Annotated in this window: 16 protein-coding genes and 1 CRISPR repeat array; of the genes, 6 read left to right on the top strand and 10 right to left on the bottom strand. The window is 47.1% G+C overall.

Annotated features, from left to right (window positions below; all coding sequences use genetic code 11):
- Positions 1 to 1,466: 1,466 nt before the first annotated feature.
- Positions 1,467 to 2,636 (top strand): sodium-dependent bicarbonate transport family permease, encoded by a 1,170-nt coding sequence (locus tag NG795_RS11470; RefSeq protein ID WP_367288805.1) that lies wholly within the window; start codon positions 1,467 to 1,469, stop codon positions 2,634 to 2,636.
- A gap of 439 nt (positions 2,637 to 3,075) precedes the next feature.
- On the opposite strand, the gene NG795_RS11465 is transcribed toward NG795_RS11470, so the two are convergent.
- On the bottom strand, positions 3,076 to 4,893 hold the full coding sequence (locus NG795_RS11465) for a glycoside hydrolase family 10-like protein (RefSeq protein ID WP_367288804.1): 1,818 nt from the start codon (positions 4,891 to 4,893) through the stop codon (positions 3,076 to 3,078).
- 798 nt (positions 4,894 to 5,691) lie between these two features.
- On the opposite strand from NG795_RS11465, the gene NG795_RS11460 reads away from it, so the two are divergent.
- A complete protein-coding gene (locus tag NG795_RS11460) occupies positions 5,692 to 7,302 on the top strand; it encodes an Hsp70 family protein (protein ID WP_367288803.1) in 1,611 nt (536 codons plus the stop codon).
- A gap of 179 nt (positions 7,303 to 7,481) precedes the next feature.
- Positions 7,482 to 7,871 (top strand): nuclease A inhibitor family protein, encoded by a 390-nt coding sequence (locus NG795_RS11455; RefSeq protein WP_367288802.1) that lies wholly within the window; start codon positions 7,482 to 7,484, stop codon positions 7,869 to 7,871.
- Between the two features lie 40 nt (positions 7,872 to 7,911).
- Here NG795_RS11455 and NG795_RS11450 read toward each other — a convergent pair whose 3' ends face one another.
- Positions 7,912 to 8,745 (bottom strand): DNA/RNA non-specific endonuclease, encoded by an 834-nt coding sequence (locus tag NG795_RS11450; protein WP_367288801.1) that lies wholly within the window; start codon positions 8,743 to 8,745, stop codon positions 7,912 to 7,914.
- A gap of 176 nt (positions 8,746 to 8,921) precedes the next feature.
- On the opposite strand from NG795_RS11450, the gene NG795_RS11445 reads away from it, so the two are divergent.
- The 3 genes from NG795_RS11445 to NG795_RS11435 all read left to right on the top strand — a co-directional run bounded on the left by NG795_RS11445 (position 8,922) and on the right by NG795_RS11435 (position 12,935).
- Positions 8,922 to 10,358 carry a folate/biopterin family MFS transporter gene (locus tag NG795_RS11445; protein WP_367288800.1) on the top strand — a complete coding sequence of 479 codons (1,437 nt, stop codon included), beginning with the start codon at positions 8,922 to 8,924 and terminating at the stop codon, positions 10,356 to 10,358.
- A 369-nt stretch (positions 10,359 to 10,727) separates the two neighbouring features.
- The gene (locus NG795_RS11440; protein ID WP_367288799.1) at positions 10,728 to 12,224 is read left to right on the top strand and encodes a carotenoid oxygenase family protein; all 1,497 of its coding nucleotides are present in this window, start codon (positions 10,728 to 10,730) and stop codon (positions 12,222 to 12,224) included.
- 168 nt (positions 12,225 to 12,392) lie between these two features.
- Entirely contained in the window at positions 12,393 to 12,935 is a 543-nt protein-coding gene (locus NG795_RS11435; protein ID WP_367288798.1) for a DUF2231 domain-containing protein, read from the top strand.
- A 92-nt stretch (positions 12,936 to 13,027) separates the two neighbouring features.
- Positions 13,028 to 17,401: direct repeats of the CRISPR family, unit length 37 nt; unit sequence GTTTCAATCCCTGAAAGGGATTAGGGTTCATTGGGAC.
- 254 nt (positions 17,402 to 17,655) lie between these two features.
- Here NG795_RS11435 and cas2 read toward each other — a convergent pair.
- From cas2 to cas7d, 8 genes are all read right to left on the bottom strand, one after another.
- Entirely contained in the window at positions 17,656 to 17,928 is a 273-nt protein-coding gene (gene cas2 / locus NG795_RS11430; RefSeq protein ID WP_015151927.1) for a CRISPR-associated endonuclease Cas2, read from the bottom strand.
- An 83-nt stretch (positions 17,929 to 18,011) separates the two neighbouring features.
- Positions 18,012 to 19,016, bottom strand: a complete 1,005-nt coding sequence (gene cas1d / locus NG795_RS11425; protein ID WP_367288797.1) for a type I-D CRISPR-associated endonuclease Cas1d — start codon at positions 19,014 to 19,016, stop codon at positions 18,012 to 18,014.
- Positions 19,017 to 19,222: 206 nt separating this feature from the next.
- Positions 19,223 to 19,816 carry a CRISPR-associated protein Cas4 gene (gene cas4 / locus NG795_RS11420; RefSeq protein ID WP_367288796.1) on the bottom strand — a complete coding sequence of 198 codons (594 nt, stop codon included), beginning with the start codon at positions 19,814 to 19,816 and terminating at the stop codon, positions 19,223 to 19,225.
- A 262-nt stretch (positions 19,817 to 20,078) separates the two neighbouring features.
- Complete coding sequence (cas6, locus tag NG795_RS11415) at positions 20,079 to 20,906, bottom strand: CRISPR-associated endoribonuclease Cas6 (protein WP_367288795.1); 828 nt, start codon at positions 20,904 to 20,906, stop codon at positions 20,079 to 20,081.
- A 94-nt stretch (positions 20,907 to 21,000) separates the two neighbouring features.
- On the bottom strand, positions 21,001 to 21,261 hold the full coding sequence (locus NG795_RS11410; protein WP_367288794.1) for a hypothetical protein: 261 nt from the start codon (positions 21,259 to 21,261) through the stop codon (positions 21,001 to 21,003).
- 31 nt (positions 21,262 to 21,292) lie between these two features.
- Positions 21,293 to 23,548 carry a type I-D CRISPR-associated helicase Cas3' gene (gene cas3, locus NG795_RS11405; protein ID WP_367288793.1) on the bottom strand — a complete coding sequence of 752 codons (2,256 nt, stop codon included), beginning with the start codon at positions 23,546 to 23,548 and terminating at the stop codon, positions 21,293 to 21,295.
- Positions 23,548 to 24,333, bottom strand: coding sequence for a type I-D CRISPR-associated protein Cas5/Csc1 (cas5d, locus tag NG795_RS11400; protein ID WP_367288792.1), 786 nt, complete (start codon positions 24,331 to 24,333; stop codon positions 23,548 to 23,550). Before cas5d ends, cas3 begins: the two co-directional genes overlap by 1 nt.
- Before the next feature lie 157 nt (positions 24,334 to 24,490).
- Positions 24,491 to 25,516 carry a type I-D CRISPR-associated protein Cas7/Csc2 gene (gene cas7d, locus NG795_RS11395; protein WP_367288791.1) on the bottom strand — a complete coding sequence of 342 codons (1,026 nt, stop codon included), beginning with the start codon at positions 25,514 to 25,516 and terminating at the stop codon, positions 24,491 to 24,493.
- Positions 25,517 to 25,522 lie beyond the last annotated feature (6 nt).

Raw genomic sequence — 25,522 nt, 5'->3', positions numbered from 1 at the left:
TTTATGGTTTTGCCTTGAACCATATCTTTAAGTTTATGCCAAAGATCGGCGAATCCACTACCCTCTGTTGAGAAAGATTGACTCAGATTAGCGGAAGCATTTTATAAAAAACACTTATCCTTTTGGCGCTATGACAACCAGGTGAGCTAGGTCAAGGCAGAGAAGGGCCTTAAATCTGGCAACTCCAAGGGTTCTAAAATCAATGTTTCCTGCTGGCTGCTCAAAGCGTCGGCAGCCGTACAGTCTTTTGTCCCCGTGAGCAACAGCAGCTAATCAACAGTGTGAGCCGTTGCTGGTGGCAACTCTGCCCGCTCTGGACACCATTCCGTAAAGGTCTTTAATAGAGGCATCAGGCATAGCAGCAGGCTCTGGAGACAAATTTAATGACGCTCCTATCCGACAGCGATTGGCAGCGCCATCCCACGCAATTTGGGAAGTGCAGTCATAAAAAGCCCTTGCTTAATAACAACGTATAGAGAAAATTCTATGATTGCCATTTATATTAACCACAGATATAGGGGCTTGCGGAAGATAAAAGCAAAACTTATGATTTGAATTTGAAATTACTTAGCAGATCCATGTAAAGCGATCGCAAATTTATGGGAATTTAAGGATAGACTTAAGCACATAGAGATTCGGGTCTTAATAGATGTTGATCTATGGGAGATGCTGCGGGGCACCGACACCTTCCAGGCAGGTTCAGAGAGCGGCCACCTCTGAACACCCTATCGACAGGTATTCTTGTAACACCTGTGCGGTAGGGATGAAGCCTTCATCCCTACTTTCTTCAACTTAAAGCTCACTTATCACAATAATCACTCCTCGTTAGAGGAAGCGCAAGGAGGTATTGATGGCAAATTTCTCTCCCATGACTCGTCGGAACTTTCTGTACAGCCCAGAGGCTTCCGCAAGCGGCTATATCTTCCTCTCTGGTTGGCCGTGTTTCCCACAGTCTGCATCTAGTTTGCGGCTTGGGCAGTGAGTACAATGGCGTTTAACCTGACTGGTTTTAACTGTAATCACTCACTGCTAGATGCTTCGGGTTGTCTGGTGTTGACCGATGCCGACGTCATCAACTGGGCTAATCTGAGCGCTCAGTCGAGGCATTGCCCGATTGCGGACCATTTTCCGTTGCTGAAGTGCGATGAATAACCGCTCCCCACCTGAGTGAGTACCCGAAAACGTTTTGCCAGAGGCATCGCTGGGATTTTACGAACCAATTGCTGGTGAACTATGACCCGAACCAGCGATTGCTAATGAATCACCACTGATTAGCGCGATCATTTGCGATCGCTCGCCGGAGCGAAACCTTATCTTCGAGCAAAAAAAGCACCGGGATGCAGATATATTCTTAGTGGCGGGTTGACTTGCTGCTCACCCGGATGCATAGAGCCAGCCACCCAGGATTCGAGGCCACGCTTGCCTGCCGTCTTAACCCCTAATATCTAATTAAGGAGAATTACAACATGGATTTTTTGTCCTATTTCTTTATGGACTTCGTGGGGCAGTTGCAGTCCCCGACACTCGCCTTTCTGATCGGTGGTATGATCATTGCGGCCCTCGGTAGCAAGCTGGAAATTCCAGATGCGATCTATAAGTTCATCGTCTTCATGCTCCTCATAAAAGTCGGTCTCAGCGGCGGCATTGCGATCCGCAATGGCAATCTGATAGAAATGCTCTTGCCCGCGCTGTTCGCCGTGGTAATGGGCATCCTGATCGTGTTCATCGGGCGCTACACGTTGGCCAAACTGCCAAACGTCAAAACCGTGGATGCCATTGCGACTGCGGGCTTGTTCGGTGCCGTGAGTGGTTCTACTATGGCCGCCGCCCTGACGGTACTGGAAACGCAAGGCATGGAATACGAGCCCTGGGCTGGCGCACTCTATCCCTTCATGGACATCCCAGCGCTCGTGACTGCGATCGTCGTGGCCAGCATTTATACTAGCAAGAAGCGCGCTAGCTTAGATGAGGAACTCAGCAAGCAGGAGTATCTCAGCAAGCAGGAGTATCTCAGCAAGCAGTCGGTTGCCGCAGGTGAGTATCCCAGCAAGCCGGAGTATCCCACCACCAGGCAGGAGTATCGCAGCCAGCAGCGCATTACCGCCAGCGGGTATCCCAGCAAGCAGCCCGAGGGGGTCAAAATATGGCCCATCGTGAAGGAAAGCCTTGAGGGTTCTGCCCTATCGGCCCTGCTGCTCGGCCTCGCTTTAGGTCTGATAACCCGCCCGGAAAGTGTCTATGAAAGCTTCTACGACCCCCTCTTCCGCGGCCTGCTTTCGATACTGATGCTAATCATGGGTATGGAGGCTTGGTCAAGGGTTAGCGAGCTACGCAAGGTGGCCCAGTGGTATGTCGTCTATGCCGTGGTAGCGCCGCTGCTGCATGGGCTCATAGCCTTCGGTCTCGGGATGATTGCCCACTACGCCACGGGATTCAGCCTTGGTGGGGTCGTGATCCTGGCCGTCATCGCCGCCTCCAGTTCAGATATCTCAGGGCCGCCCACTTTACGAGCCGGTATCCCGTCGGCCAATCCCTCCGCCTACATCGGGGCGTCCACAGCCATCGGCACGCCGATTGCGATTGGCGTGGGAATACCGCTCTATATTGCGATGGCCCATGCACTGATGGGCGGCTGATTCCAGACGGGTCGCGGTCTGCCGGGAATCCCCTACCCCGGCGACCAACCCGGTGGCTCTGTCAAGGTCATAAATTTAATAGCCGTCTTATTGATGAAGTTAAAACTGCTTTAAAATTTGCAGAAACGATGATAGGGAAGGAGAATAACCCCCAATTTAAGTTCGTCACTTAAACCTATCCCAATGGAATAGAGTTGACGAAAAAAGAAATGGAAAAGATTGAAAACAAGCTAAATCGACGGACAACTGCTGATCCATAAAATCAGCCTAACTTAGGCAAATGGGTTGGAAATATCCTCAATCCTGTTTAGGGTATGAGGATTTTATTTTTTGGAACTCCCTTAAAGGGAAAAGGTGCTGAAAGGTTAAAATTTGGGGGGACTTATGGAGAGTCTTGATAAGTATAAGCCCCCCCTACCATTCCTGGACGGCGAACCCATTACGGGTGAGATTGCCAATTTTCGTTATCAATCACACTGGGGTGATCGGCCCGATTGGGAAACAATTCCCCGAACCCCCGTTCCCGTTGAGTTGGGGTTTCATCGGACCAACTCCACATACTTTCATAGAAAAAGAAAGAGACTCCGGCAAATCCTTTTTCCCGAACCACTTCTACCTGTTCTTGAATTTGACTCATGGGAATAGGGCGACCCCGTAACCCACTGAGAATCCCGATTCCCACGGGAATATTGCGTCGGGCTGCTTGCACTTCGGGCCGGTCTAACTCCTCAATAAATACATTAATATCATTCCGATACAGTTGCAAGACGATTTCTTCCACTAATCCCTTTTGTTCCCAGGTTGCCCAGTCTGCTAAATAGTATTGATATGAGAACTGTTGGGGATTGGGAGATAAACTCACGATCGCCTTGGGATTGCGTGCTTTAATTTCTCGGAACATCCGTTCTTTAAATGCCGTGATTTTATTGGCCCGCCAGCGTAACCACTCCGGGTCTTTCGGGTCTTTCGGGGGAGAATTTCCGTTATGTTCTTGTTTGTAGAGGCTGACGGTATAATCATCATAGCCATATTCTGAAGGTAACCCTAAATGGTCATCCAGTTGGATGCCATCTACTTCATAATTGGTGACAATTTCTAGGAGCAAATCCAGGATAAATTGCTGGACTTCGGGGTGAAAGGGATTCAGCCAAACCCGAGGATGTTCTCCTTCCATTGTAACTTCAGTCCCATCACTGCGTTCCGTCAGCCAGTGGGGATGACGACGGGCTAATTCTGAATCTGCTGGGGCCATAAAGCCAAATTCAAACCAAGGAATCACCCGCAATCCATTTTTTTTACCTTCGGCGATCGCCTCTTTGAGCATATCCCGTCCTTGTCCCAAATTGGGGTCATGATTGCGATCAATTGGCGTCACTAACTGCATCGATTTCCCCGTCACCCGTTGCGCGATTTGACTCGGATATAAGGTATATCCCCAATTCCACACCGTGGGATAAACGGTGTTAAAATTGAGGTCAGCCAGTCGTTTCATCCCCCGTTCCAGATTGCGCTTAGAAAAGAGGACATCGCTATCAATATTGGTTAACCAGACCCCCCGAATTTCTGAATTGGGGATAGGAATGGGCGCAAGGGCAACATAGTCGGAAGACAGAGGAGAAGTGCGTCCCATCAGCGCTTGACAGAGGAAAGCTGAGACATCTGCACGAGTGGCAGGACGATCGCTATTTAAACGCCGGAGATTGGGATAATTAACAATCAGGCGTTTTTCCGTTGCTGCTGCGATCGCATTTCGAGCATAACTCGGAATTTGTCCCGCATCATCAAACATCTCAGTTAACAGCTTCTGGGGTTCTCCTTGCGGAGAATAATTTAACCCACTCACCAAACTCACCCAAGCCTGAACCCGAGGAATATTTTCTGTAGGATTAAATCGATTTCCTGGATATCCTGATAAAAATCCTCGTTGATAAGCAGTCCGAATCGCCGGAGTTGCCCAATAACTATTAGGAACATCCGTAAAAGCCACCGCATCCCGTCCCCCTGTCGCATTCGGAAAAGCCACATCCAACATTGTTGCAAATTCCGCCCGCGTCACTGGCGCATTCGGACGAAATGTCCGATCCTCATACCCATTAATAATCCGCCGATTTTTCAGGGTTTCAATGCAAGATTGCGCCCAATGTCCTTGCACATCGGTAAAAGAAGATTGGGCCCTTGTTGGTAGGGTTGTCAAGGGGATTAGAGACAGACTCAGCAGGAATACCCGGAGAAATTGCCAATTCTGGAAGTCAAACATAGGTAGAAAGTCCTGAACCGTCCAAAACAGAGAGATTTGGGACTAAATGCAACGGGGGAATCCCTTTATCATGATAGTCCTGCCACTATTAGACACCACTTTAGAGCAGATTTCGGGATTCACCGCATTTATAGAGCGTTCCACCGTTATTCGCGTACATTTGGGGAATAACAAACCCGCACCCTGAAGGGTGGGGCTACACGGACGAAGCCTGCCTACGCAGGCTAAGAAAGAAAACCAAATTTATTCTTTCCGATGTTCGTAGTAACGACTTCAGTCGTTCTCTTCTATTGTTCGTAGTAACGACTTCAGTCGTTCTCTTCTATTGTTCGTAGTAACGACTTCAGTCGTTCTTAAGTTCCCAATCATCGTTTATTCTCCAAGTTTTTATAAAAACAATCCTATCAAAACTTACATAGATGTTAAAATATACCCGAAATATAGAGGCATCCAAGCGAATTGCCTCTACATTTTGAGGTGAATATTAAAAATTGCGTAAGTCCTGACCCCGAAAGGAGAGGGCCATTCAGAAGTCCAGTGGAGGTTGAGAAGAGGCATCCCACAACCCACTCCTTGAACACATAAGCTCACCGAAGAAAGTCAGGAGGCGCGATCGCCATTTAAAATAAACTTGTTCTATGGGGTCGGCACAGCGATGAGAAACCGGGGTTCTTCACAAACGCTCTGCCTATCTGCACCCCAGGAGGGCCAGAAACTGGTTTTCTGGTCCCGTTGATGGAAGAGTAACCCGGGAGCTCTCGGCGAGATTGGATGATCACCCCTGACACTGTAGGAATCATGACAGGTTACAACATTGGACTCGATTTCGGCACGACTAACTCAATCGTCTCCTACATGGGTCCGAATGGAGAACTGGATGCTTTCCAATATGGGGGGCCAGACGGTCATAAATATGTCCCTTCCTTTATCGCCTACGATGAGGGATTTGTGGAAATTGGCATGGCGGCGCGCACCACGGCAGCGAATCATCCGGAGGTGGAAAGTTATGGCAATTTTAAGATGCGGTTGCCGTTGGCTGATTTTTCCGAGTATTTTGCGGGAAATCGGACGCCGAGTACAGTAACGGCAGATTACCTGCGGGAACTGCTGATTTCTGAGGAGAATCCCTATAGTTTTATCAACCAACAAGGGACGGTCAATGCTTTGGTGGTTTCGGTTCCAGAAATTTGGCAGCGAGATATTTATAATCGAGGCCGGGAATCGCTCCAAACGTTAATTAAACAGTTAGGATTACCGCTAATTCATCTAGTGAGTGAACCTGTGGCAGCCGCGGCTTATTATGCTTGGGAAATCCAACGCCGCGCTCGACAAGAGGGAGTTGCTCCTTTTAGTGGCAATTTGCTGGTTTGTGATATGGGAGGCGGGACTTTTGATGTGAGTCTGTGCCGGATTTATGGGGATAAAAAGGTGGAGGTGCTGTATTTTGATGGAGAAGGCGATCGCGGTTTAGATTCTGCCGGAGTTGCCTTCGATCGCCACTGCGTCCAACTCGCCTACCAACGCAAGCAGGGTCACCCGTTAGATGAAACCGACCCGGAATTCCTGCGCTTACTCCGAGAGTTTGAAACGGTCAAAATAGGCTCTCATGGCCGAGGAACGCGCAAACTGATTAACTGTTTAAAGGAACCGGATATCTATGGCGATCGCGATTTATATGTCTTTGCTGGCGGCTACAGCGTCAGCTTCGGCGAAGTCCTAGAAGCTTTTACTCCCATTTCCGCCGGAATTCACCGGGTGATGAACCGTTTAAAAGCCTGGTTACAGCAACAGAACCTAGAAATTGACCGACTCTTTTTAGTCGGCGGATTCTCCCAATTTCTCCTCGTCCAACGCACCATTTCCGAAGCGTTAGCCATCGATGAAACTGACCCGCGCTTTGACCAAACCTTTAATATAACGAATAGTGCTTATGCCATTTCTTACGGAGCCTGCTTAATTGCTAATCAACTGGTAGAACCGACCGAAAAATACGTTCATACCCTGGGAATTGTCGTAGATACGATTAATCCCCAAGCGGAACGAGAACAACGATTTATTCCGATTATTAAAGGCGGTTCTGGTTTAGATGAATTAGCGAAACCTCAGTTTGCCGACATTCCCCCCTTAGTCACTTTTCAAAATGATACCCCCCTGAGTTTAACCCTCTGGGTTGACCCCCAATCCAAGGGCATCAGATTGAAAGAATCCCTACCCGATATGGTCAAACTTCCCAGTTATGAATCATCGGATTCATGGCGGGTGGGAATGCGAGTTGATCGGTCTCAAATCGCTTATTTAGTGATAGAAGATATCGCCGGAGAAAAACGAATTGAATACGAGCTAGGCAATGCGATCGCCAAAATGTTTCCCGGTTTTGTCTTAATTGATGAGCGGGAACCCGATAATTAAAAAGGTGACCTAATTCCCTTTCCCTTACAACAATAAGTTTTTTACGCTCATGATAATTCACCTCACATCTAAGTACACCTCCGGTCCCCTCCCCTTAGCAAGGGCAGGGTTAGGGTGGGGTCCCTCTTAAGTAAACCCCCCATTTACCTTCAATAAATCCCCTTAAAAACAACAAAGTGATGACCCAAACAATCACCGAAGAACTGACAAAATTAACTCAAGATTTACTCTGGATGAGTGAAGCCGATTATCCCTGGGAAGTTGTTTCCTGTGATTGCTCTAATATCACCCCGGAGCAACTCTTAGAACAGAACAATCTCCCTTCAGATACCCCCGTTGAAACCCTGAGTATAGAGCGTTTTTTTGCCCCAGCACTCCGGGAACAGTCCTGGCATAATGAAGAGGAACGAACCACCAGAAACCGTTATCAAGAGTTATTTAATTTTCTGACTGAACAGTTAAAGGACTTAATTGTTTATCGCCTGGGAGAGGTAGAAATTGAGGTTTATGTTTTGGGAACTCTTGAAGAGAAAACCGTAGGACTCAAAACAACTGTTGTGGAAACCTAATTCACATAGGACAAGGCAGTGCCTTGTCCTTTTTTAATAATTAGAGATTGTCTACCCGACTCTCGATCGCCTCTTGAATTCCTGCTGGGAGATTAGACAAGAAATCATACCCTGTCGCCATCTCCAAGACATCGATAGAGACTCGATAATCCTGCCATGCCGTATTGGCCACCCGTTGCGTATTCGGCACTCGGACCGCGATCGCCCGCGTATCTGCCGTAATGTCTCTTAATCCACTTCCTGGGCGATCGAGGACCACGATAATTTTCCAAGTATAGCGCGGCACTGTAACTCGACCATTGGCGATCGCCTTGATTCGCCCTTCCGGTCCCGCAATAATATATAACTCCTTCCCCTCTTCCACCAACTGGCGGGAATATTGCTCCAATTCATTCCACACCTCCCGATTATTCCCCGCAGATTGGGGAATCATATTGGTCATTACAAATGTCGAGGAATTGTCCTCATAAGAAGCCGTGCGATCGCCCGAAGGCACCAGATGCCCGCGATCATATCCACTCCCCCGATAATCCGTCGGTCTCACCGCATAAAACCCTTCCGGCAACGATTCATCCGGTCTAAAATCATCTTGGCGGTCCGCACTCCCCAACCAGGATGAATTCAACTGCCAACTCGCCCAATTTGCCGTCCCCAGACTGCGATTATAGGACAACACATACTGCGGCTTTTCCATCAAATAATTATCCGCATTCCCTGGATCCCAAGTTGCATTACTCGGATTCCCCAGCAGCAGATGAGTTTCCAGACCCGTCGGCGGTCCGAACAACAACGGACAACCCGCTAAAATGACAGCAAAACTACAGGCGATCGCCGCCAAAAAAACCTGCCGAAATCCGGAATTACGATTAGACATCCCCTCAACCCCCAAACAGATCTCCACCTATTTTACGCCCCTCCCCTTTCATCTCCACCCCATCCCTCCGTGAAAATCCATGAAATCCGGGGTTACCTCCCTCCCAAGAAGTAGCCACCTACACAAAAATAAAGTTATGCTATAAATTATTGAGAAATGTTAAGAAAATAAGCCCCATGCTAACTTCCCCGACGAATGGAGCCAAAATCAAAACCTTAATAAAAGAGAAACTCTTATTTGGGAACGAGCCTACTCCTGAATTAGTTGCCATTTTGCTCGTGTACTTCGTGCAAGGCATCCTAGGATTAGCGCGCTTAGCCGTGAGTTTCTTCCTAAAAGACGAACTCGGGCTAGGTCCTGCCGAAGTTTCAGCCTTAATGGGGATTGCCGCCTTACCCTGGATTGTCAAACCCCTATTTGGATTTATGTCCGATGGGTTACCCATTTTTGGGTATCGCCGACGACCCTATCTCATTCTGTCGGGGATATTTGGCGCAGTTGCCTGGATTGGCATGGCAACCGTAGTGGATACGGGATGGAAAGCCACTGCCTTAATGTTGCTCAGTTCTCTGTCTGTTGCTGTTAGCGACGTGATTGTAGATTCCCTCGTTGTCGAACGAGCAAGACAAGAGACCCTGAGTAATGCCGGGTCCCTGCAATCCTTGTGTTGGGGTTCCTCCGCAGTCGGCGGATTGATTACCGCCTATTTAAGCGGTTCCCTGCTGGAACATTTCAGCACCCAAACGGTGTTTTTAATGACGGCAACCTTTCCTCCCATCGTCTCCGCCGTTGCCTGGTTGATCGCCGAGGAACGAGTGGAGGAGGATGCGACGGGGTTGGTGCAAGTCAAAGAACAAGTGATGCAACTCAAACGGGCGATCGGGCAAAAAGCGATTTGGTTACCCACCGCCTTCCTCTTTATCTGGCAGGCAACCCCATCGAGTGATTCCGCCTTCTTTTACTTCACCACCAACGAACTGGGATTTCATCCTGAATTTTTAGGGAAAGTGCGACTGGTTACCAGTCTGGCATCCCTCGTAGGGATTTGGCTGTTCCAACGCTTTTTTAAAACCATTCCCTTTCGCACAATCTTCCGGTGGTCCACCCTGCTTTCTGCGGTGTTAGGGATGACAACCTTGTTACTGGTGACCCATACCAACCGGGCGATCGGCATCGATGACCATTGGTTTAGCATCGGCGATAGCTTGATTCTCACCGTCATGGGACAAATCGCCTATATGCCAGTCCTAGTCCTCGCTGCCAGACTTTGCCCCCCAGGAGTGGAAGCCACCTTATTTGCCCTCCTGATGTCCGTCACCAACCTAGCGGGACTGCTGTCATACGAAGAAGGTGCATTGCTGATGCATCTGTTGGGAGTGACAGAAACCAACTTTGACAAACTCTGGCTGTTAGTGGTAATTACCAACCTCACCACCCTGTTACCGTTAATCTTCATCAAATGGCTACCGGACAGTAATTCCGGAGACGATCTATCTTCCTCATCGGAAGATAATCGGCGGTATGAAAATATGCCGAAATTAAGTCCGGATCATGCAGGGGCGATCGAACCCTTGCAACCAGAACAAGTCCCCGAACTAGAACCCTCAGCTTAATTCGGTAAGTAGCAGAGTCCGGCGGGGGTTTAAACCCCCGCCTCATAGCTAAAGTCGGTTAAAACCGACTGCAAAAATGAACAAGATTAAGGGAGATTTATTAGGAAAATTAGATTTTTTTGGGATTGCAGTCCGATAGGGTATCCTTGAAAGTCACCTAAAAAAAACTCTTTTTCTTATTAAATTTATTAAACCTTCTTCAAAACTCTACTATTATTCTTTGGAACCTAAACCGCCAACATTTTCTTCAGTCGGATTCATCCGACTTTAGCTATTAGGCGGGGGTTTAAACCCCCGCCGGACTCTGCGACTAACCCGAATTTAACACTGCGACCTAACCCAAATTTAACCTTATAATCTCTCCATCTCATGCAACTCCAAAACCGTCAACCCGAAAACATCTCCTCCAAAAAAGCCTATACTCGCCAAGACTGGCAAAAAGGCTACGAATCCCAACCTAGGGAATTTGACTACTGGATTGAAGACATCGAAGGAGAAATCCCCCCCGAACTCCAAGGCACCTTCTTTAAAAACGGTCCCGGACTCCTGGATATTAACGGCGAATCCATCCATCACCCCTTTGATGGCGATGGCATGATCTGCAAAATTGCGATCGACCAAGGACGCGCTCACTTTAGCAACCGCTTCGTCCAAACCGAAGGCTACCTCGCCGAAAAACAAGCCGGGAAAATCCTCTATCGCGGCGTCTTTGGCACCCAAAAACCCGGGGGATGGTTAGCCAATATTTTTAACTTTAATATTAAAAATATTGCCAATACCAACGTCATTTATTGGGGAAACAAACTCCTCGCCTTGTGGGAAGCCGCCCAACCCCATCGCCTGGACCCCTATACCCTAGAAACCCTAGGATTAGACTCCATTCAAGGTACTTTAAATCCCGGAGATGCCTTCGCCGCGCATCCCCGCATTGACCCCCATTCCCAACAAGATGGCAATGTACCTTGCCTCGTCAATTTTGCCGTTAAACCCGGACCCTCCAGCACCATCACCATTTATGAACTCAACCCCACCGGGGAAGTGGTGCGACAACATTCCCACATCATTCCTGGGTTTGCCTTCCTCCATGACATGGCAATCACCCCGAATTACTGTATCTTTTTCCAAAATCCCGTCCGGTTTAATCCCTTACCTTTTTTATTGGGATGGCGTAGTCCCGGGCAATGTATCGACTTTAATCCCCATGAAAAAACCCAAATTATTTTAATTCCTCGGGATGGGAACTCATCGGTCAAAATCATCGAAACTGAACCTTGCTTTGTCTTCCATCACGCCAATGCTTGGGAAGAAAACGGCGAAATTTTCATTGATTCGGTCTGTTATGATTCCTTCCCCTCCGTTGACCCCGATGGAGATTTTCGCAAAGTTGATTTTGATACCGTTCCTGCCGGTCAGTTGTGGCGATTTCAGGTTAATTTAGAAACCGCAACCGTGGCGCATCAGGTGATAGAAACCCGCTGCTGTGAGTTTCCTTCCCTGCATCCAGAGCAAGTAGGCCGACCGTATCGGTACTTGTATATCGGAACCGCCCATGCACCCGAGGGAAATGCACCCTTGCAGGCAGTATTAAAGCTAGACTTCCAAACCCAAACCCAACAGATTTGGAGTGCCGCACCCCGTGGATTTACCGGGGAACCCGTGTTCGTTCCGCGTCCTGGGGGAACCCGGGAAGATGACGGATGGTTGCTGGTGCTAATCTATGATGCGGCACATCATCGGTCCGATTTGGTGATATTAGATGCGGAGGATTTGACCCAAGGACCGACTGCCCAATTGCATCTGAAACATCATGTTCCATACGGATTGCATGGGAGTTTTACCCCTGAATGGTTCGGTCCAGAGGGATAAATTTATTCCCTTTGGAGGGGATGAAATCTGCCGGTAGGTGGATTTAGGCTGAGGGGAAGAGGACTTACAACTAAGGCAGCTTAATTTAGGAGCGAATACGGGTGAGCAAAGCATCGCCTAAAGTATTCGCTCCTAATTTGTTAAAAACTTGCTGTAACAAAAAAGATTATGGAAACACGCGAAAGAAGAATCTCCCCTTATCCGAATATTCCCCCGGTGATTGAAACCAAAGACGAAGAGTATCTGGATTCTGGTGTGACGAGTAAACTATCCATTGCCGGACATCCGATTCACCCGGTGATTGTGACCATGCCGATCGGGTTACTGATTACGGCACTGGTTAGCGATGTGGTATATTGGCTCTCATCGGATATATTTTGGGCTAAAGGGTCATATTGGCTGATTTTCGGGGGAATTGTCACGGCGATCGCCGCTGGACTCACGGGAATGTTTGATTTTGTGAAAGTCAAAAGAGTGCGTGAGCGCAGCGCCGGATGGATTCACATGATTGGGAATATCGGAGTGTTGCTGCTAAGTATAGTCAACCTCTGGATGCGTCAGGGAGATCCTGCCGCAGCGATCGTACCCTGGGGTTTAGGGTTGTCCCTCGTGATAGCTTCCCTATTAGGAGTAACCGGCTGGTTTGGAGGGGAACTCACCTTTCGCCACAAAATAGGAGTAATCGGAGCAGGTTCAGAGAATTTACCCTAATTTAGGGAATTGTGAGAAGGGACACCGGGGCGATCGCAGTCTACAAAGAGAGGTGGGGGCGATCGGTCCGGTGTTGTCATATCATCCCATAAGTTCCAATCGCTGAAAGGGATTAGGGTTCATTGAGACCAAAATTGTTATCCCCCCTCCCCTCACTGGCAAAGTTTCAATCCCTGAAAGGGATTAGGGTTCATTGGGACAGGATTTGCTGTTGCGGTGGATCTTCGGCTCAAGGGTTTCAATCCCTGAAAGGGATTAGGGTTCATTGGGACCTGAGATGGCGGTCGCGTTCGATATGGTATCAGGGGAGTTTCAATCCCTGAAAGGGATTAGGGTTCATTGGGACTTTAAGCCAGGATACTGCCGGTTCTGGAGTAATTGAGTTTCAATCCCTGAAAGGGATTAGGGTTCATTGGGACTTGTATACAAGAAGAAAGAGAGGAAGATCCAGGTTTCAATCCCTGAAAGGGATTAGGGTTCATTGGGACATATACCGCTTTGGGAAGTTAGGGGGAAATCTCAGTTTCAATCCCTGAAAGGGATTAGGGTTCATTGGGACAATTACAAAATCCCCCCAGGATTGGCCCGTGGCGTTTCAATCCCTGAAAGGGATTAGGGTTCATTGGGACGCTAAGACTTGGTGATGGTGCGCGGCTAAGTATGTTTCAATCCCTGAAAGGGATTAGGGTTCATTGGGACGTCGAGAGAAGAAGTATCTCCCGATATTTTTTGAGTTTCAATCCCTGAAAGGGATTAGGGTTCATTGGGACTTGTTCATGGGTTTTTGAATAATCCGAAAAAAATGTTTCAATCCCTGAAAGGGATTAGGGTTCATTGGGACGCGGGAGAGACCCCGATCCGGTGTTTCTTCACCAGAAAGGCGTTTCAATCCCTGAAAGGGATTAGGGTTCATTGGGACTGAGTCATCCGTGAATGAATTCTTTTGGCGCAGAGGTTTCAATCCCTGAAAGGGATTAGGGTTCATTGGGACTCAGAACGATGAAACATGGAATCAGGAACTAACTGGTTTCAATCCCTGAAAGGGATTAGGGTTCATTGGGACACCTAGTCTTGCACTCCGTCAAATGCCCCAGATTCATGTTTCAATCCCTGAAAGGGATTAGGGTTCATTGGGACAAGCATACACTCAATACCCAGGGAATATGATAATGAGTTTCAATCCCTGAAAGGGATTAGGGTTCATTGGGACGTCAATCACTCCAATTCGCGGCCCATCGGGTTGGGTTTCAATCCCTGAAAGGGATTAGGGTTCATTGGGACGTTATATGTTGACCACAGGTAGCGCTTGGAAGCTGTCAGATGTTTCAATCCCTGAAAGGGATTAGGGTTCATTGGGACCTGCATAGGCTTGGATTAGCTCACCATTGCGATCGTTTCAATCCCTGAAAGGGATTAGGGTTCATTGGGACCCGTTACGCAATCAGGCATCACCACTTTTAACAAGTTTCAATCCCTGAAAGGGATTAGGGTTCATTGGGACTAAAAATGCCATTTTATCAAATTCGCACGTTAGCGTTTCAATCCCTGAAAGGGATTAGGGTTCATTGGGACGCGACTTAGCCAAAGATATGAAGCTAGAGGGTAGGTTTCAATCCCTGAAAGGGATTAGGGTTCATTGGGACTCATGGGCGCAAGTGGACCCTAAGCTATTGGAAGGTTTCAATCCCTGAAAGGGATTAGGGTTCATTGGGACTTTTGGGGTCCCGAGTTCCCACGTTAGCTTTATTGTTTCAATCCCTGAAAGGGATTAGGGTTCATTGGGACCTTTTAAGATCGCAGCCTTCTCTTTATGGGTGTCTCGTTTCAATCCCTGAAAGGGATTAGGGTTCATTGGGACGAGCAGCAGCAGGAGAAACCACCACCACCGCCGCGTTTCAATCCCTGAAAGGGATTAGGGTTCATTGGGACTCCGGCTCCCGGCGCGGCTCTATTCCGTTTATCGGTTTCAATCCCTGAAAGGGATTAGGGTTCATTGGGACGCTCCATACGGTTACACACTAATTATTACTGCTATGTTTCAATCCCTGAAAGGGATTAGGGTTCATTGGGACGCATCAGGCCACAACAGTAGCAAGGCAATATCAAGTTTCAATCCCTGAAAGGGATTAGGGTTCATTGGGACTCCAAAAAGGGCTGATAATAGTGGAAAAAAATGAAGTTTCAATCCCTGAAAGGGATTAGGGTTCATTGGGACTAATACAAACAAAACGGCTTCGTCTGCCAATATTGTTTCAATCCCTGAAAGGGATTAGGGTTCATTGGGACGAAGCACAAGCGGTTTCCAAAAGCGCGGGATTATCGTTTCAATCCCTGAAAGGGATTAGGGTTCATTGGGACCGCTCAAAATCGTCATGTCTCTCGGGGAAGGAGAAGGTTTCAATCCCTGAAAGGGATTAGGGTTCATTGGGACCTGACCCGAATACCTTGGTTCTAGGCCGCGAGGTCTATGTTTCAATCCCTGAAAGGGATTAGGGTTCATTGGGACTTTTTTTAGGGGAAGATTTTAACAAGTCGTCATTGTTGTTTCAATCCCTGAAAGGGATTAGGGTTCATTGGGACGAGACCAGACCCTCGACGGGTTAGGTTTTGAATTGTTTCAATCCCTGAAAGGGATTAGGGTTCATTGGGACTGCCATAGGAAATTAGGTTAAGCGAGTTTTCGAGTAAGTTTCAATCCCTGAAAGGGATTAGGGTTCATTGGGACAATCCTCCACTGCTACCAAAGCCAAACCCAAGGGTTTCAATCCCTGAAAGGGATTAGGGTTCATTGGGACTTGAAGTGATGGAGGAAATCGAGGATGATGATTCGTTTCAATCCCTGAAAGGGATTAGGGTTCATTGGGACTTAGTTTTTGCCGAGCCTCTTCTATGATTTCTCTGTTTCAATCCCTGAAAGGGATTAGGGTTCATTGGGACTTCAAATATTTGAGGCAAAAATAAGCGGCCTTACCCTGTTTCAATCCCTGAAAGGGATTAGGGTTCATTGGGACTGGGCATGGGGTGACACTGATTACCCCACTTTTATGTTTCAATCCCTGAAAGGGATTAGGGTTCATTGGGACAGTAACTCAGTCCTGTCAAATACCAGGTACGGTTGTTTCAATCCCTGAAAGGGATTAGGGTTCATTGGGACGTTTAAACAGGAGGTTAGCCATTCCTCACTTTCTGTTTCAATCCCTGAAAGGGATTAGGGTTCATTGGGACCCCTGCGTTATGATCCCTCTCCTTTTTCTTTTTGGCTGTTTCAATCCCTGAAAGGGATTAGGGTTCATTGGGACCTTCGGCAATCTTGACCGTTTGACCACCTATCTCGTTTCAATCCCTGAAAGGGATTAGGGTTCATTGGGACCCCCGGGAAGCACCCTTGCGAGAAACCTGCGGAATTGCTAGGTTTCAATCCCTGAAAGGGATTAGGGTTCATTGGGACTTGTAATCCATTTCTGTAACCCAACAACTGCTCAAGTTTCAATCCCTGAAAGGGATTAGGGTTCATTGGGACCCTCCACAACATCCCGGGCGGTCCAAAACTCGTAAGTTTCAATCCCTGAAAGGGATTAGGGTTCATTGGGACCCTTGCCCGTCGCCGCACTCTTGTCGAATACCTCTTTCGAGTTTCAATCCCTGAAAGGGATTAGGGTTCATTGGGACTTGGAGCCAATCTCCTGTTCTCCTTCTAAGGAAAGGTCAAGTTTCAATCCCTGAAAGGGATTAGGGTTCATTGGGACGAATTGTAATAGGGGTAGCCCTCTACATTTCCGTGTTTCAATCCCTGAAAGGGATTAGGGTTCATTGGGACATATATCCCAGCAGATTTTAAACGAGACGGAACAAGTTTCAATCCCTGAAAGGGATTAGGGTTCATTGGGACGTGGATGCCGATGGCTTATTACATTGGTGGTATTGGTTTCAATCCCTGAAAGGGATTAGGGTTCATTGGGACAATTCGGAGCAAGTAGTTTGAGTAGGCGTAGTTGGTTTCAATCCCTGAAAGGGATTAGGGTTCATTGGGACGCCCTACGGCCCGGTTCAAAACCGATGCTAATCGGTTTCAATCCCTGAAAGGGATTAGGGTTCATTGGGACCCTTAAATACAGTTGTTATTACCGGAGATATCCAAGTTTCAATCCCTGAAAGGGATTAGGGTTCATTGGGACTGCATGGATTCCATCTGCTTTTTCATGCGTTCGATATTCTGTTTCAATCCCTGAAAGGGATTAGGGTTCATTGGGACGATCTCATAAGCACTATCGCGACCACTGATTTCCGTTTCAATCCCTGAAAGGGATTAGGGTTCATTGGGACTTTTTGTGTTTAGCGGCGGAGACAGTCTTGAAGCGGTTTCAATCCCTGAAAGGGATTAGGGTTCATTGGGACCTACGAAGAAATGCTTAAATCGCGGTGGTATCGAGTTTCAATCCCTGAAAGGGATTAGGGTTCATTGGGACTGCCCGTGGTTGAAACTCTTGGTATATAAAGTTTTCAAGGTGCATTTGCGCGAATCTAGATTAAAAATACCATTACAGCCAGCGACTTGTAAATAGGTCAAATTCATTTTTCTCTCAAATCATTGCTCCATATAGCTTTCAGCGTTTGCGCGAACCGGATAAAAGGGGGAAAAGCAATCAACGCCTTATCCCGTGAGGATTTCAGCCCCCAAATTTCCCCCCTTCTTTTCTACAGATTGGGGTTCGCGCTCAATCTAGGCGAAAAAGATGGTCGAGTCCCTCGGTTCTACTCCCCCGATGCGTTCTATTTTACCTTGGCAGCAGGCGCAGAGGAAGAAAAATCGAATATTGTCCTCATCAGGTTTGATCTGTTTACTCAGGCGCATCCGCAGTCTCTGGTACTGAGTCGGGTTCAAATCACACTCAAACATCGAAAATTGCACCCACTGTCCATAGGACTTGAGAATATTGTGAATTTTCGTGCGTCGTTTGTCCTCAGAAATATCGTAAGCAATCACAACATACATAACCCATCTACCAAATGTTCTACAAATTCACCCCAACGCCGTCTCAGCAACGGCAGTTGCATCAATTCCCGGTAAGGGGACGGCTATTTCAACACCAAGGGCGGATATTGTTCGATTTCTTCCATCAAATACTTCGCCATCAGTCGTCCTTGAATTTCAAAGGATTCCTGATAGGTACATTTTTTCCCCATCACCGGATGGGTGAAATTCGACTGTTTTTTCTGTTCATAGAGTCGCAGAAAAGTCCGCAACGCTTCGGGGGTCAAAGAAACGGCATTGCTAATCGGTTCAGTGGTGAAATCTGCCGGAGTGATGATGCGATTATTAATCGCATTCAACACCATCGCATCGACAACAATCGGGCGAAATTCTTCCATCAAATCCAGGGCTAAGGAAGGGCGTCCATAGCGTTCAACGTGCAGATATCCGAGATAGGGGTCAAATCCTACAATATTCACTGCACTCTGGATATCATGGCTGAGTAAAGAATAGCCTAAACTGAGCAGGGCATTCACCGGGTCCGTGGGAGGACGACGGCGACGCGCTTCAAATCTGAACCCTTCGCTACGAATTAAGGCATCAAAACATTGGAAATAGGCAGCACTTCCCGCCCCTTCTAATCCGCGCAAGGAATCAATCGTGGCTGTTGATGTCAGGGAGGACAGGATTTGTTTCAGGCGATCCGTTGCCGTTTGGAAGTTCCCATCGGTTCGTTCTCGCTGTTTGCGTAACAATGCAGTTCGATAGTTCTTGAGTTTTCCCCGAATAAATCCCCGCACTAAATGCAGGGATTTCTCGGTTTCTCCCGCTGCTTGCCATTGGGCTTTACGGACAAAAATATTCTTAGTCAGTTCCGGTTCTAATCGGCCTAAATATCGTCCGGTTGTGGTTAAAAAACTCAAAGGAATATGGCGATTGAGCAGTTCCGTCACCACTGCGGGGGAAACAGTCGCCCGTCCCATAATTACCACTCCTTCGATATTAATTAACGGCACATCCAGCAATTTTTGCTTGTTAGCCCGAATGTTTAATCGTTCATCGGTTTTGCCAATAAAGCAGTCATCTTGAGTGATATAAACTGTACCCACAATTCTCTCCTAATTTTAATCTAATAACTTGAACCCACACCCTAAAGGGTGGGGCTATACGGACGAAGCCTGCCTTCGCAGGCTCATTGAAAAAGGTTTCTCAATTCTCCCTAATCCACCTCCGGTCCCCTCCCCTTGGCAAGGGGAGGGTTAGGGTGGGGTCCTCCGGCGCAAACAACCAGAAAAAGCCTTCATAATTGACCCAATTAACTCGCTTCTTGATAGCGTTTAACTTTGTCCGCAGCTTGAGGTAAACATTGATGAAATAAACTGCAACCGCGACAACGTTTGGTATAGATAGGAGGTGGCATAGTTCCAGTTTGGAGGAGGTTAGAAATGGCTTCTAAAGTGGCGATCGCCTCCTGTCGCAACTCCTCCGTAATCTCCACCGCTTGCCGTCGCCGAGTTTGGGCATAATACACATACCCACGCTCAATTGTTTTCCCCATCATTTCCTCTAAACATAAGGCTTGAGCACAAACTTGTAACTCATCATTATCCCATTCTCCTTTCTTCCCCCGCTTATATTCAATCGGATAAACTTCCCCCTCCACGGATTCAATTAAATCCGCCTTGCCAATCAATTGATACTGTTCCGACTTCAACCAAATCGCCCGAACTTGCCACATTTCTTCCCGATTTCCCTCACCCAGGGTATGCACCCGTTCATGTAAATTTGTTCCATCTAAGGTGTAGTGATTGTCCCGAAATTCGCCTGCACAAAACATCCGCCAGCAGCGATGAGGACAATAAGAATATTGATTGAGTGCAGCAATGGTAATGTAATCAGAATTGTTCATGAGTTTAATTTGTGGATAGTGGCAATACCCGGCGGGGGTTTAAACCCCCGCCTAACAGCTAAAGTCGGTTGAAACCGACTGAAAGTCTTATGGTGTAATGTTTTTTAATGGGTTGTAACAGAATGCAAACTCGGAGGCTAATTTTCTCCTACTTAATTAACAAAAACCCTAAGTTTTTAGTCGGTTTTTAACCGACTTTAGCTATGAGACCGCCAATCGTTTAAACCCCCGTCGGTTGTTGCTAACTTGCGATCGCCTTCTATCAAGACATATTCAACCGCCGAATCATCCCCATCCCCATCGGCGTTTTCCGTCCTGCACCACTGTAAAGAGCAAAATCGGCTAAAACGTTAATATCCTTGATAATTTCCGGCGAAGCATCCCCTAAAATGGAATATCCCATTTCCCCCACACAGCCAATAAATTTACTGCGTTTATCGCTAATAATTTCCGAGTGAACATTCACATAAGTGGGAAAAATGTACTCTGTCAAAGACTCAGCGAGGGGAATCTGACTATATTTATTCCAACGGTGCAGCAAACTATTAAACAAACATTCTCGGGTTGGCAAACAAGAATCATATTGACCCTGGCGAAAAGCCGTCGGCGTACAGAAAACTATCTCAATTTTTCGCTGACTATCCGATGCCTGTTCATATAACTCCCCATAAGTGCAAAAATTCGCCCAAGGCTGAGTCACCTGCGGCGTCCCCAAAATTCGAGTAATCTGCAAATTTGCTGACCCCAAATGCCAAGGTTGTTCGGGATTTAGATTGAGCCAAAGCTGCATCAAATTGTTAAATAAAGCATCATCTAACAGAGAAACCCGCCACCAACAACCCATACCCTTGGGAATGGATTTATTGTGCTTCCATTGCAATAAATGGCCCGCATTATGTGAGGAATGACTGACTTGCAGGGGACTGAGAGTAAAGGCTTTTTCACTCTTCTGTTCATGTAAAAAGGTCGCCAATTCTGGGTTAACGGAATTGATGAGGGTTAGAAACAGTGCATGGAGATGTCTACCACTGAGAAATTGTGGAGAAATCGGGGAGGTGGGAACTAGGTTGATGATAAGACTATGAGGCATGATAATTAAAGTCAATAAATGTGTGTACAATGTTTTAGTTAGGGGTGGAGTTGTACTTATAGGAAAAGCACAACTCCCTGTCTTTATTCAAGGCTTAATATAAACCATTTTCCCGAGAAATATGATTATATCCGCCCAGATAAATCACATCGACAAACGGTACATTAGGAACTGGCTCGGGTTGATGGTCTGTGGGGCCATGTGCGCCATAGAAATGTTCGGGGTTTACATTCATTTGAATGCTTTTTTGTTCAATAATGCTGATGCTGTTATATCCTGCTTCATACCCTTGAATCACCACAGGAGTATCAGGGTCAAATTGAGAGAGCATTTCGATGAGTTGTTGGGTGGTCATGGATTTGTTAATAGAATAAAATGGGTTTTGGTTAGACACAATAGAAGTCTTGTTCATCAGGGAGGCGGAGCTTTACTCCTTCCGTGGCGAGTGCTAGTATTCCAGACAGTCCAGGGAAAAATTCATAATCTTTTTCACCATCATTGCAGTTAAGCGTAATGGGAAAAGATTCTATTCTAGCTTGTCGTAGCCGATAGAGGGGGCCGCCATTCTTGAGTGGACAGATAATAACTCCTGGAAACCACTCCTTTTCCAGGCTTTCTATAAAGGGCATTGGGGCGATTGCATCACCCGAAACTCTTTGGATTTTACAACCTAAGAAGGCATTGAGCTTATTCATTTCTTCATTTATAAATTCCCTGATTGTCCTCGGGTAACGCAACCGAAACTTCACCTGATAGGGCGGATCTGCTGGACTTTGAATTTCCAGGATTTCCCCATCGGAAACAAAGTTGCAATAGCGTAATAGATGTAAGGCATCTAAATAAGTCTCAGAGGAGCGGTCTAAAAATAAACCCTGCGGATCGCGAATTTGGAGGCTCTCAAATAACCCGGAGCGAAATTGGAAAATGGGTTGATAGCTGGCGCTCCATTTGGCAGCAAAGTCTTTTAAATGTCTGGCCGCTTCGGGGTCAGATTTGAAGATTTTTTCAATGTCTTCAAGTTCTGCATTTCCAGATTGAATCTCTTCCCAATCTTCCGGACAGTTAATTTTCAGAAAGGTTTGGATAAAATGCCTTCGACCCGGTACGAGTTTAAGCGGTTCTTTAGCTAAGTCTCGGGCGGCCCGGATATCTTTAATTCGAGAACGATAGTAGGACCAAGTGCGTTTGCCTCCCAGACTTAACCGCAGACTCTCAAACAGTTCAGAAATGAGCGAATGTTGGGGCAATTTTTCTAGCATTTCTTCCATTTCCAAGAGGGGACGGGCGATTTCTAAAAATGCCTCAGAACGCCAATAAGCCAGCCAAAAAGGTCGATCTAGGCATCGAATGGTTTCGAGAGTTTCAGCGAGGGCCGATCGCCCGCCAGAACAGTCCAGGTTGGTAATCCCTTGTTCCCATGCGCGATCGGGTAAATAGCCGATCGCTTCTGAAGGAATAACGGTTTCAGTTTTCCCCAATACCCGCCCCACTCGCCCAATTCTCTGCCAAAATGCAGCGCGATCGCGGGCTGAAAAAATCAACCAATCTAAGTTTTGTCGAGTCGGTGCAGGATGCCGTTCAAAATTAAACCCCACATCCACTGTACTGGTGGCTAAAATAATCGATTGTTCCATTGCCCATTTCCGATCCGTGGCAGAAGCAGGGCCGGTAATTCTTCCGATGCGATCGCCTAAACCTTTTGCTTTTAAAGCTTGGTACAACTCAGTCACCACAGAGAGAGAATCTAAAATGACCGCCCCATTGCAATCCGGTCGTGCTTGGTATCGCCGAACCACTTCATTGGCTAATTCAGCGATAAATTCCGGTTTCGTGGGTTGCGATCGCAATTCTAAATTAACCGCAGTTTGCGAGGGGACCAAATTTGATGTTCCTACCCCATCAATCCGGGCAATTCTGACCCCTTGAGCTTCTAAATTACTGAATACCACTTCACAAGCAGGTTCCGGTGTAGCAGTGAGCAGAATCACTCGCCGCCCCTGTTCAAAAAATCTGAAAATGTGGGAGTGAGCTAAATAAAACAGTAATCCCACTAACTGTTTCGCATCGTAAAGATGAAACTCATCAAAGATAACCGTAGAAAATTTGGTGTAAAACCCACTGGCAATATTGACGCGATCGAGTCGGTTATAGGCAAAAAAGGTGGCGTAGTAAAAAATATCGGGATTAGTCACCAGCAAAACAGGACGTTTCGGGCCTAGTTCTGGAAAAATTGTAGCGGGATTCCTTAACAGGTTATAGACTTTTTCTCCAGAACGCGCCCCCACTTGAGTGTTAGGCCATTGGCGAATTTTGGCGGCAGATGCCTCAATTACCACATGGTCTAATCCCGCCTCTTTGAGAAAGTTTTTAGCCGCTTCTGTTTGTTGGGTAATTAAGGCATTGGTGGGGGCTATATAGACTGCACTTTTGGTCGGTTGATGCAGTAGGGTTAATAACCCGCCTTTCGTTTTGCCAGTCCCCGTGGGTGCGAGTGCGAGAATCAAGTCATGATCGCGCGATCGCTCGTAGACTTCCACTTGATGCTGCAATGCATTCCCCATAAAAGCGAGTTCCGGAGGCAAGGAAGTACAAGCGGCAATGCTGCGCGCTTCAAGCTGGATTGATAAGGGTTCATTACTCATTATTTGATTCCTCCACCACAAAAACAGATACCGACGGGAACAATGATTTCGCCAAATTGCCAAGCAGCACCCTGAAATCGGAGATTTTTGACTAAAGGTGCTGGTGGGATTGAGATTAAATCAAAGGAGAGCATCTGCAACTCTGCGGGTAAATCTGCCGTATTCAGATAAGCGCTACTTTGGTACATCCCCTCAGATAAGGCAACCTGTTTCAGTTCTGAAATCACCTCGACTCGAACCTTACTCATAAATTTACCCACGCGAATGTAATCGGGTAATTCGCGATTGCCAAAGACTAAAGTTTGAAACAGATTTCCTCGGGCGATCGTTCGTAACCTTCCCGACTGTGGAAAATTGCTAGGTCTAAATGAATTGGGCTTTTTTCCCTCACGTTGGACGGGCAAATCCTCGCGACTGGTGGCGACTCGATTATTTGTCATCGCATACCAATAAGAATCAGACAGTGCATTAAATCGTTCCCAACGAAATGTAACTTTGCCCTGCTTAGGCCAAGCGGGTAAGACATAACAATCCGAAAGTCCACCCAAATCTTCCAGGTAAGTGGGTCGCCAGGTGGCAGTTCCAGACAGGCGATAGGGTGAACGGACCCAACCCAAAGCATAAGCTAAGGCATAGTTTCCCAAGACTCCCTCGGTATAATAAGCGTCGGACAATTCTCGGGAGGCAAAAAAAACGGGTTCTGCACACCACAATTCGACCAAACGTGCCTGTTTAAACAAAGGCAAATTTGCCCGGGTATTCTCTATAGTTGTGAGGAGTGACATAAGCTAATTTTTGAAAGTTGTAACGAATTTTAGAATGGTTCAAAATACAATTTCTGCATTGAACCGTAGGGATAAAACTTGGGTGTATCTCATGTTTTCCGGTCTGGCCCTCATCCCCCAACCCCTTCTCCCTTTTTGGGAGAAGGGGAGCCGGATTTTAACCTTCTGGGGTTACAGGTTCAGCATTTTTCTTGCCCTTCCGACTGCTAGAAGCCTTTGCCGGAGGTTTGCGGAAGGTTTCATAAGAACGATCCAGGCGTTTGAGAAAGGTTTCTCGCTCTCCATCCCAGTGACGGTCAACATCTGCGATTACATCGGTTAATTGCTCTTCCGTTAGTTGCCTAGAAATCCCCCGACGGTTTGTCCAAGTGGCGATCGCCCCTTTAGTCATCTCTACCAACAAATCTGTATCAAACGGATGCTCTAACGGAGTGTTTGCCTCTATTAAAGCATCGTAGAGACTTTGCACCAACTCCAACGAACTCGGCAGTTCTGTAATCCCTCCAAATATCCCTAAAATCTGGTTTTCCATGCGTCCGATGCGACTAGAAACCGCACCATATCGGGGAGTCATCAAAATATTACCCAGAACATACCGCATTTCATCCGCAGTCATATCTTTTAGGGTCACCACATCCAGAAAATGTACCCCAGGTTTGATATACTCACTGGTATTGAGGGCGGTTGATGCTTTGCCATTTTCATCGCGCATTGTTCCCGTTTCAAAAATCGCATTGATGGTTCGTTCGGCCACGGTTTCAGAGGTTGGTAATAAGCTAAATGCGTCTTCCGTCCAAACCCGGCTTTTTTGTGCGCCACCTCCACCGGCAGCAAATCCATACAGAAAGCAATCGATACACATTTCACAAGGCGCATTAGTATTTAGGGAACAGACTGCCCCATCTTTGTTCGGATATAAAAGCTCAAATCCGCGAAGTTGTTCCCGCCCAAATCGCCGTTCAGGAGCGACTTGTTTGCGTTTAGTCATGACTAAACGCTGAAGGGAATTTTTATGCTGAAATCCAGCTTGTACAAATTCACTGCACATAGGTTCGCCGGAGCCTTCAGTGCGGAGAATTAACTCAGATTGGGTTTTCCGCAAGACCACCATCCCGATGGTCCGACCTTTTGGGAAATTTTCATAGGTGGGCGCGAGGAATTGGGTCAGGGTTTCAATAGACATGATTAA

It is taken from the genome of Laspinema palackyanum D2c (assembly GCF_025370875.1).
GTDB classification, from domain to species: Bacteria; Cyanobacteriota; Cyanobacteriia; order Cyanobacteriales; family Laspinemataceae; genus Laspinema; species Laspinema palackyanum.
Note: the sequence above shows the minus strand (reverse complement) of the source record. Positions and strands in the feature narration are given on the sequence as shown.

Excerpts from the sequence above, each read along its gene's own strand:
- NG795_RS11410 (WP_367288794.1), bottom strand. The coding sequence starts at position 21,261 with ATGACCACCCAACAACTCATCGAAATGCTCTCTCAATTTGACCCTGAT.
- cas5d (WP_367288792.1), bottom strand. The coding sequence starts at position 24,333 with ATGTCACTCCTCACAACTATAGAGAATACCCGGGCAAATTTGCCTTTG.
- NG795_RS11470 (WP_367288805.1), top strand. The coding sequence starts at position 1,467 with ATGGATTTTTTGTCCTATTTCTTTATGGACTTCGTGGGGCAGTTGCAG.
- NG795_RS11450 (WP_367288801.1), bottom strand. The coding sequence starts at position 8,745 with ATGTCTAATCGTAATTCCGGATTTCGGCAGGTTTTTTTGGCGGCGATC.
- NG795_RS11465 (WP_367288804.1), bottom strand. The coding sequence starts at position 4,893 with ATGTTTGACTTCCAGAATTGGCAATTTCTCCGGGTATTCCTGCTGAGT.
- cas7d (WP_367288791.1), bottom strand. The coding sequence starts at position 25,516 with ATGTCTATTGAAACCCTGACCCAATTCCTCGCGCCCACCTATGAAAAT.
- cas4 (WP_367288796.1), bottom strand. The coding sequence starts at position 19,816 with ATGAACAATTCTGATTACATTACCATTGCTGCACTCAATCAATATTCT.
- cas3 (WP_367288793.1), bottom strand. The coding sequence starts at position 23,548 with ATGAGTAATGAACCCTTATCAATCCAGCTTGAAGCGCGCAGCATTGCC.
- NG795_RS11445 (WP_367288800.1), top strand. The coding sequence starts at position 8,922 with ATGCTAACTTCCCCGACGAATGGAGCCAAAATCAAAACCTTAATAAAA.
- cas6 (WP_367288795.1), bottom strand. The coding sequence starts at position 20,906 with ATGCCTCATAGTCTTATCATCAACCTAGTTCCCACCTCCCCGATTTCT.
- NG795_RS11435 (WP_367288798.1), top strand. The coding sequence starts at position 12,393 with ATGGAAACACGCGAAAGAAGAATCTCCCCTTATCCGAATATTCCCCCG.
- NG795_RS11460 (WP_367288803.1), top strand. The coding sequence starts at position 5,692 with ATGACAGGTTACAACATTGGACTCGATTTCGGCACGACTAACTCAATC.
- NG795_RS11440 (WP_367288799.1), top strand. The coding sequence starts at position 10,728 with ATGCAACTCCAAAACCGTCAACCCGAAAACATCTCCTCCAAAAAAGCC.
- cas2 (WP_015151927.1), bottom strand. The coding sequence starts at position 17,928 with ATGTATGTTGTGATTGCTTACGATATTTCTGAGGACAAACGACGCACG.
- NG795_RS11455 (WP_367288802.1), top strand. The coding sequence starts at position 7,482 with ATGACCCAAACAATCACCGAAGAACTGACAAAATTAACTCAAGATTTA.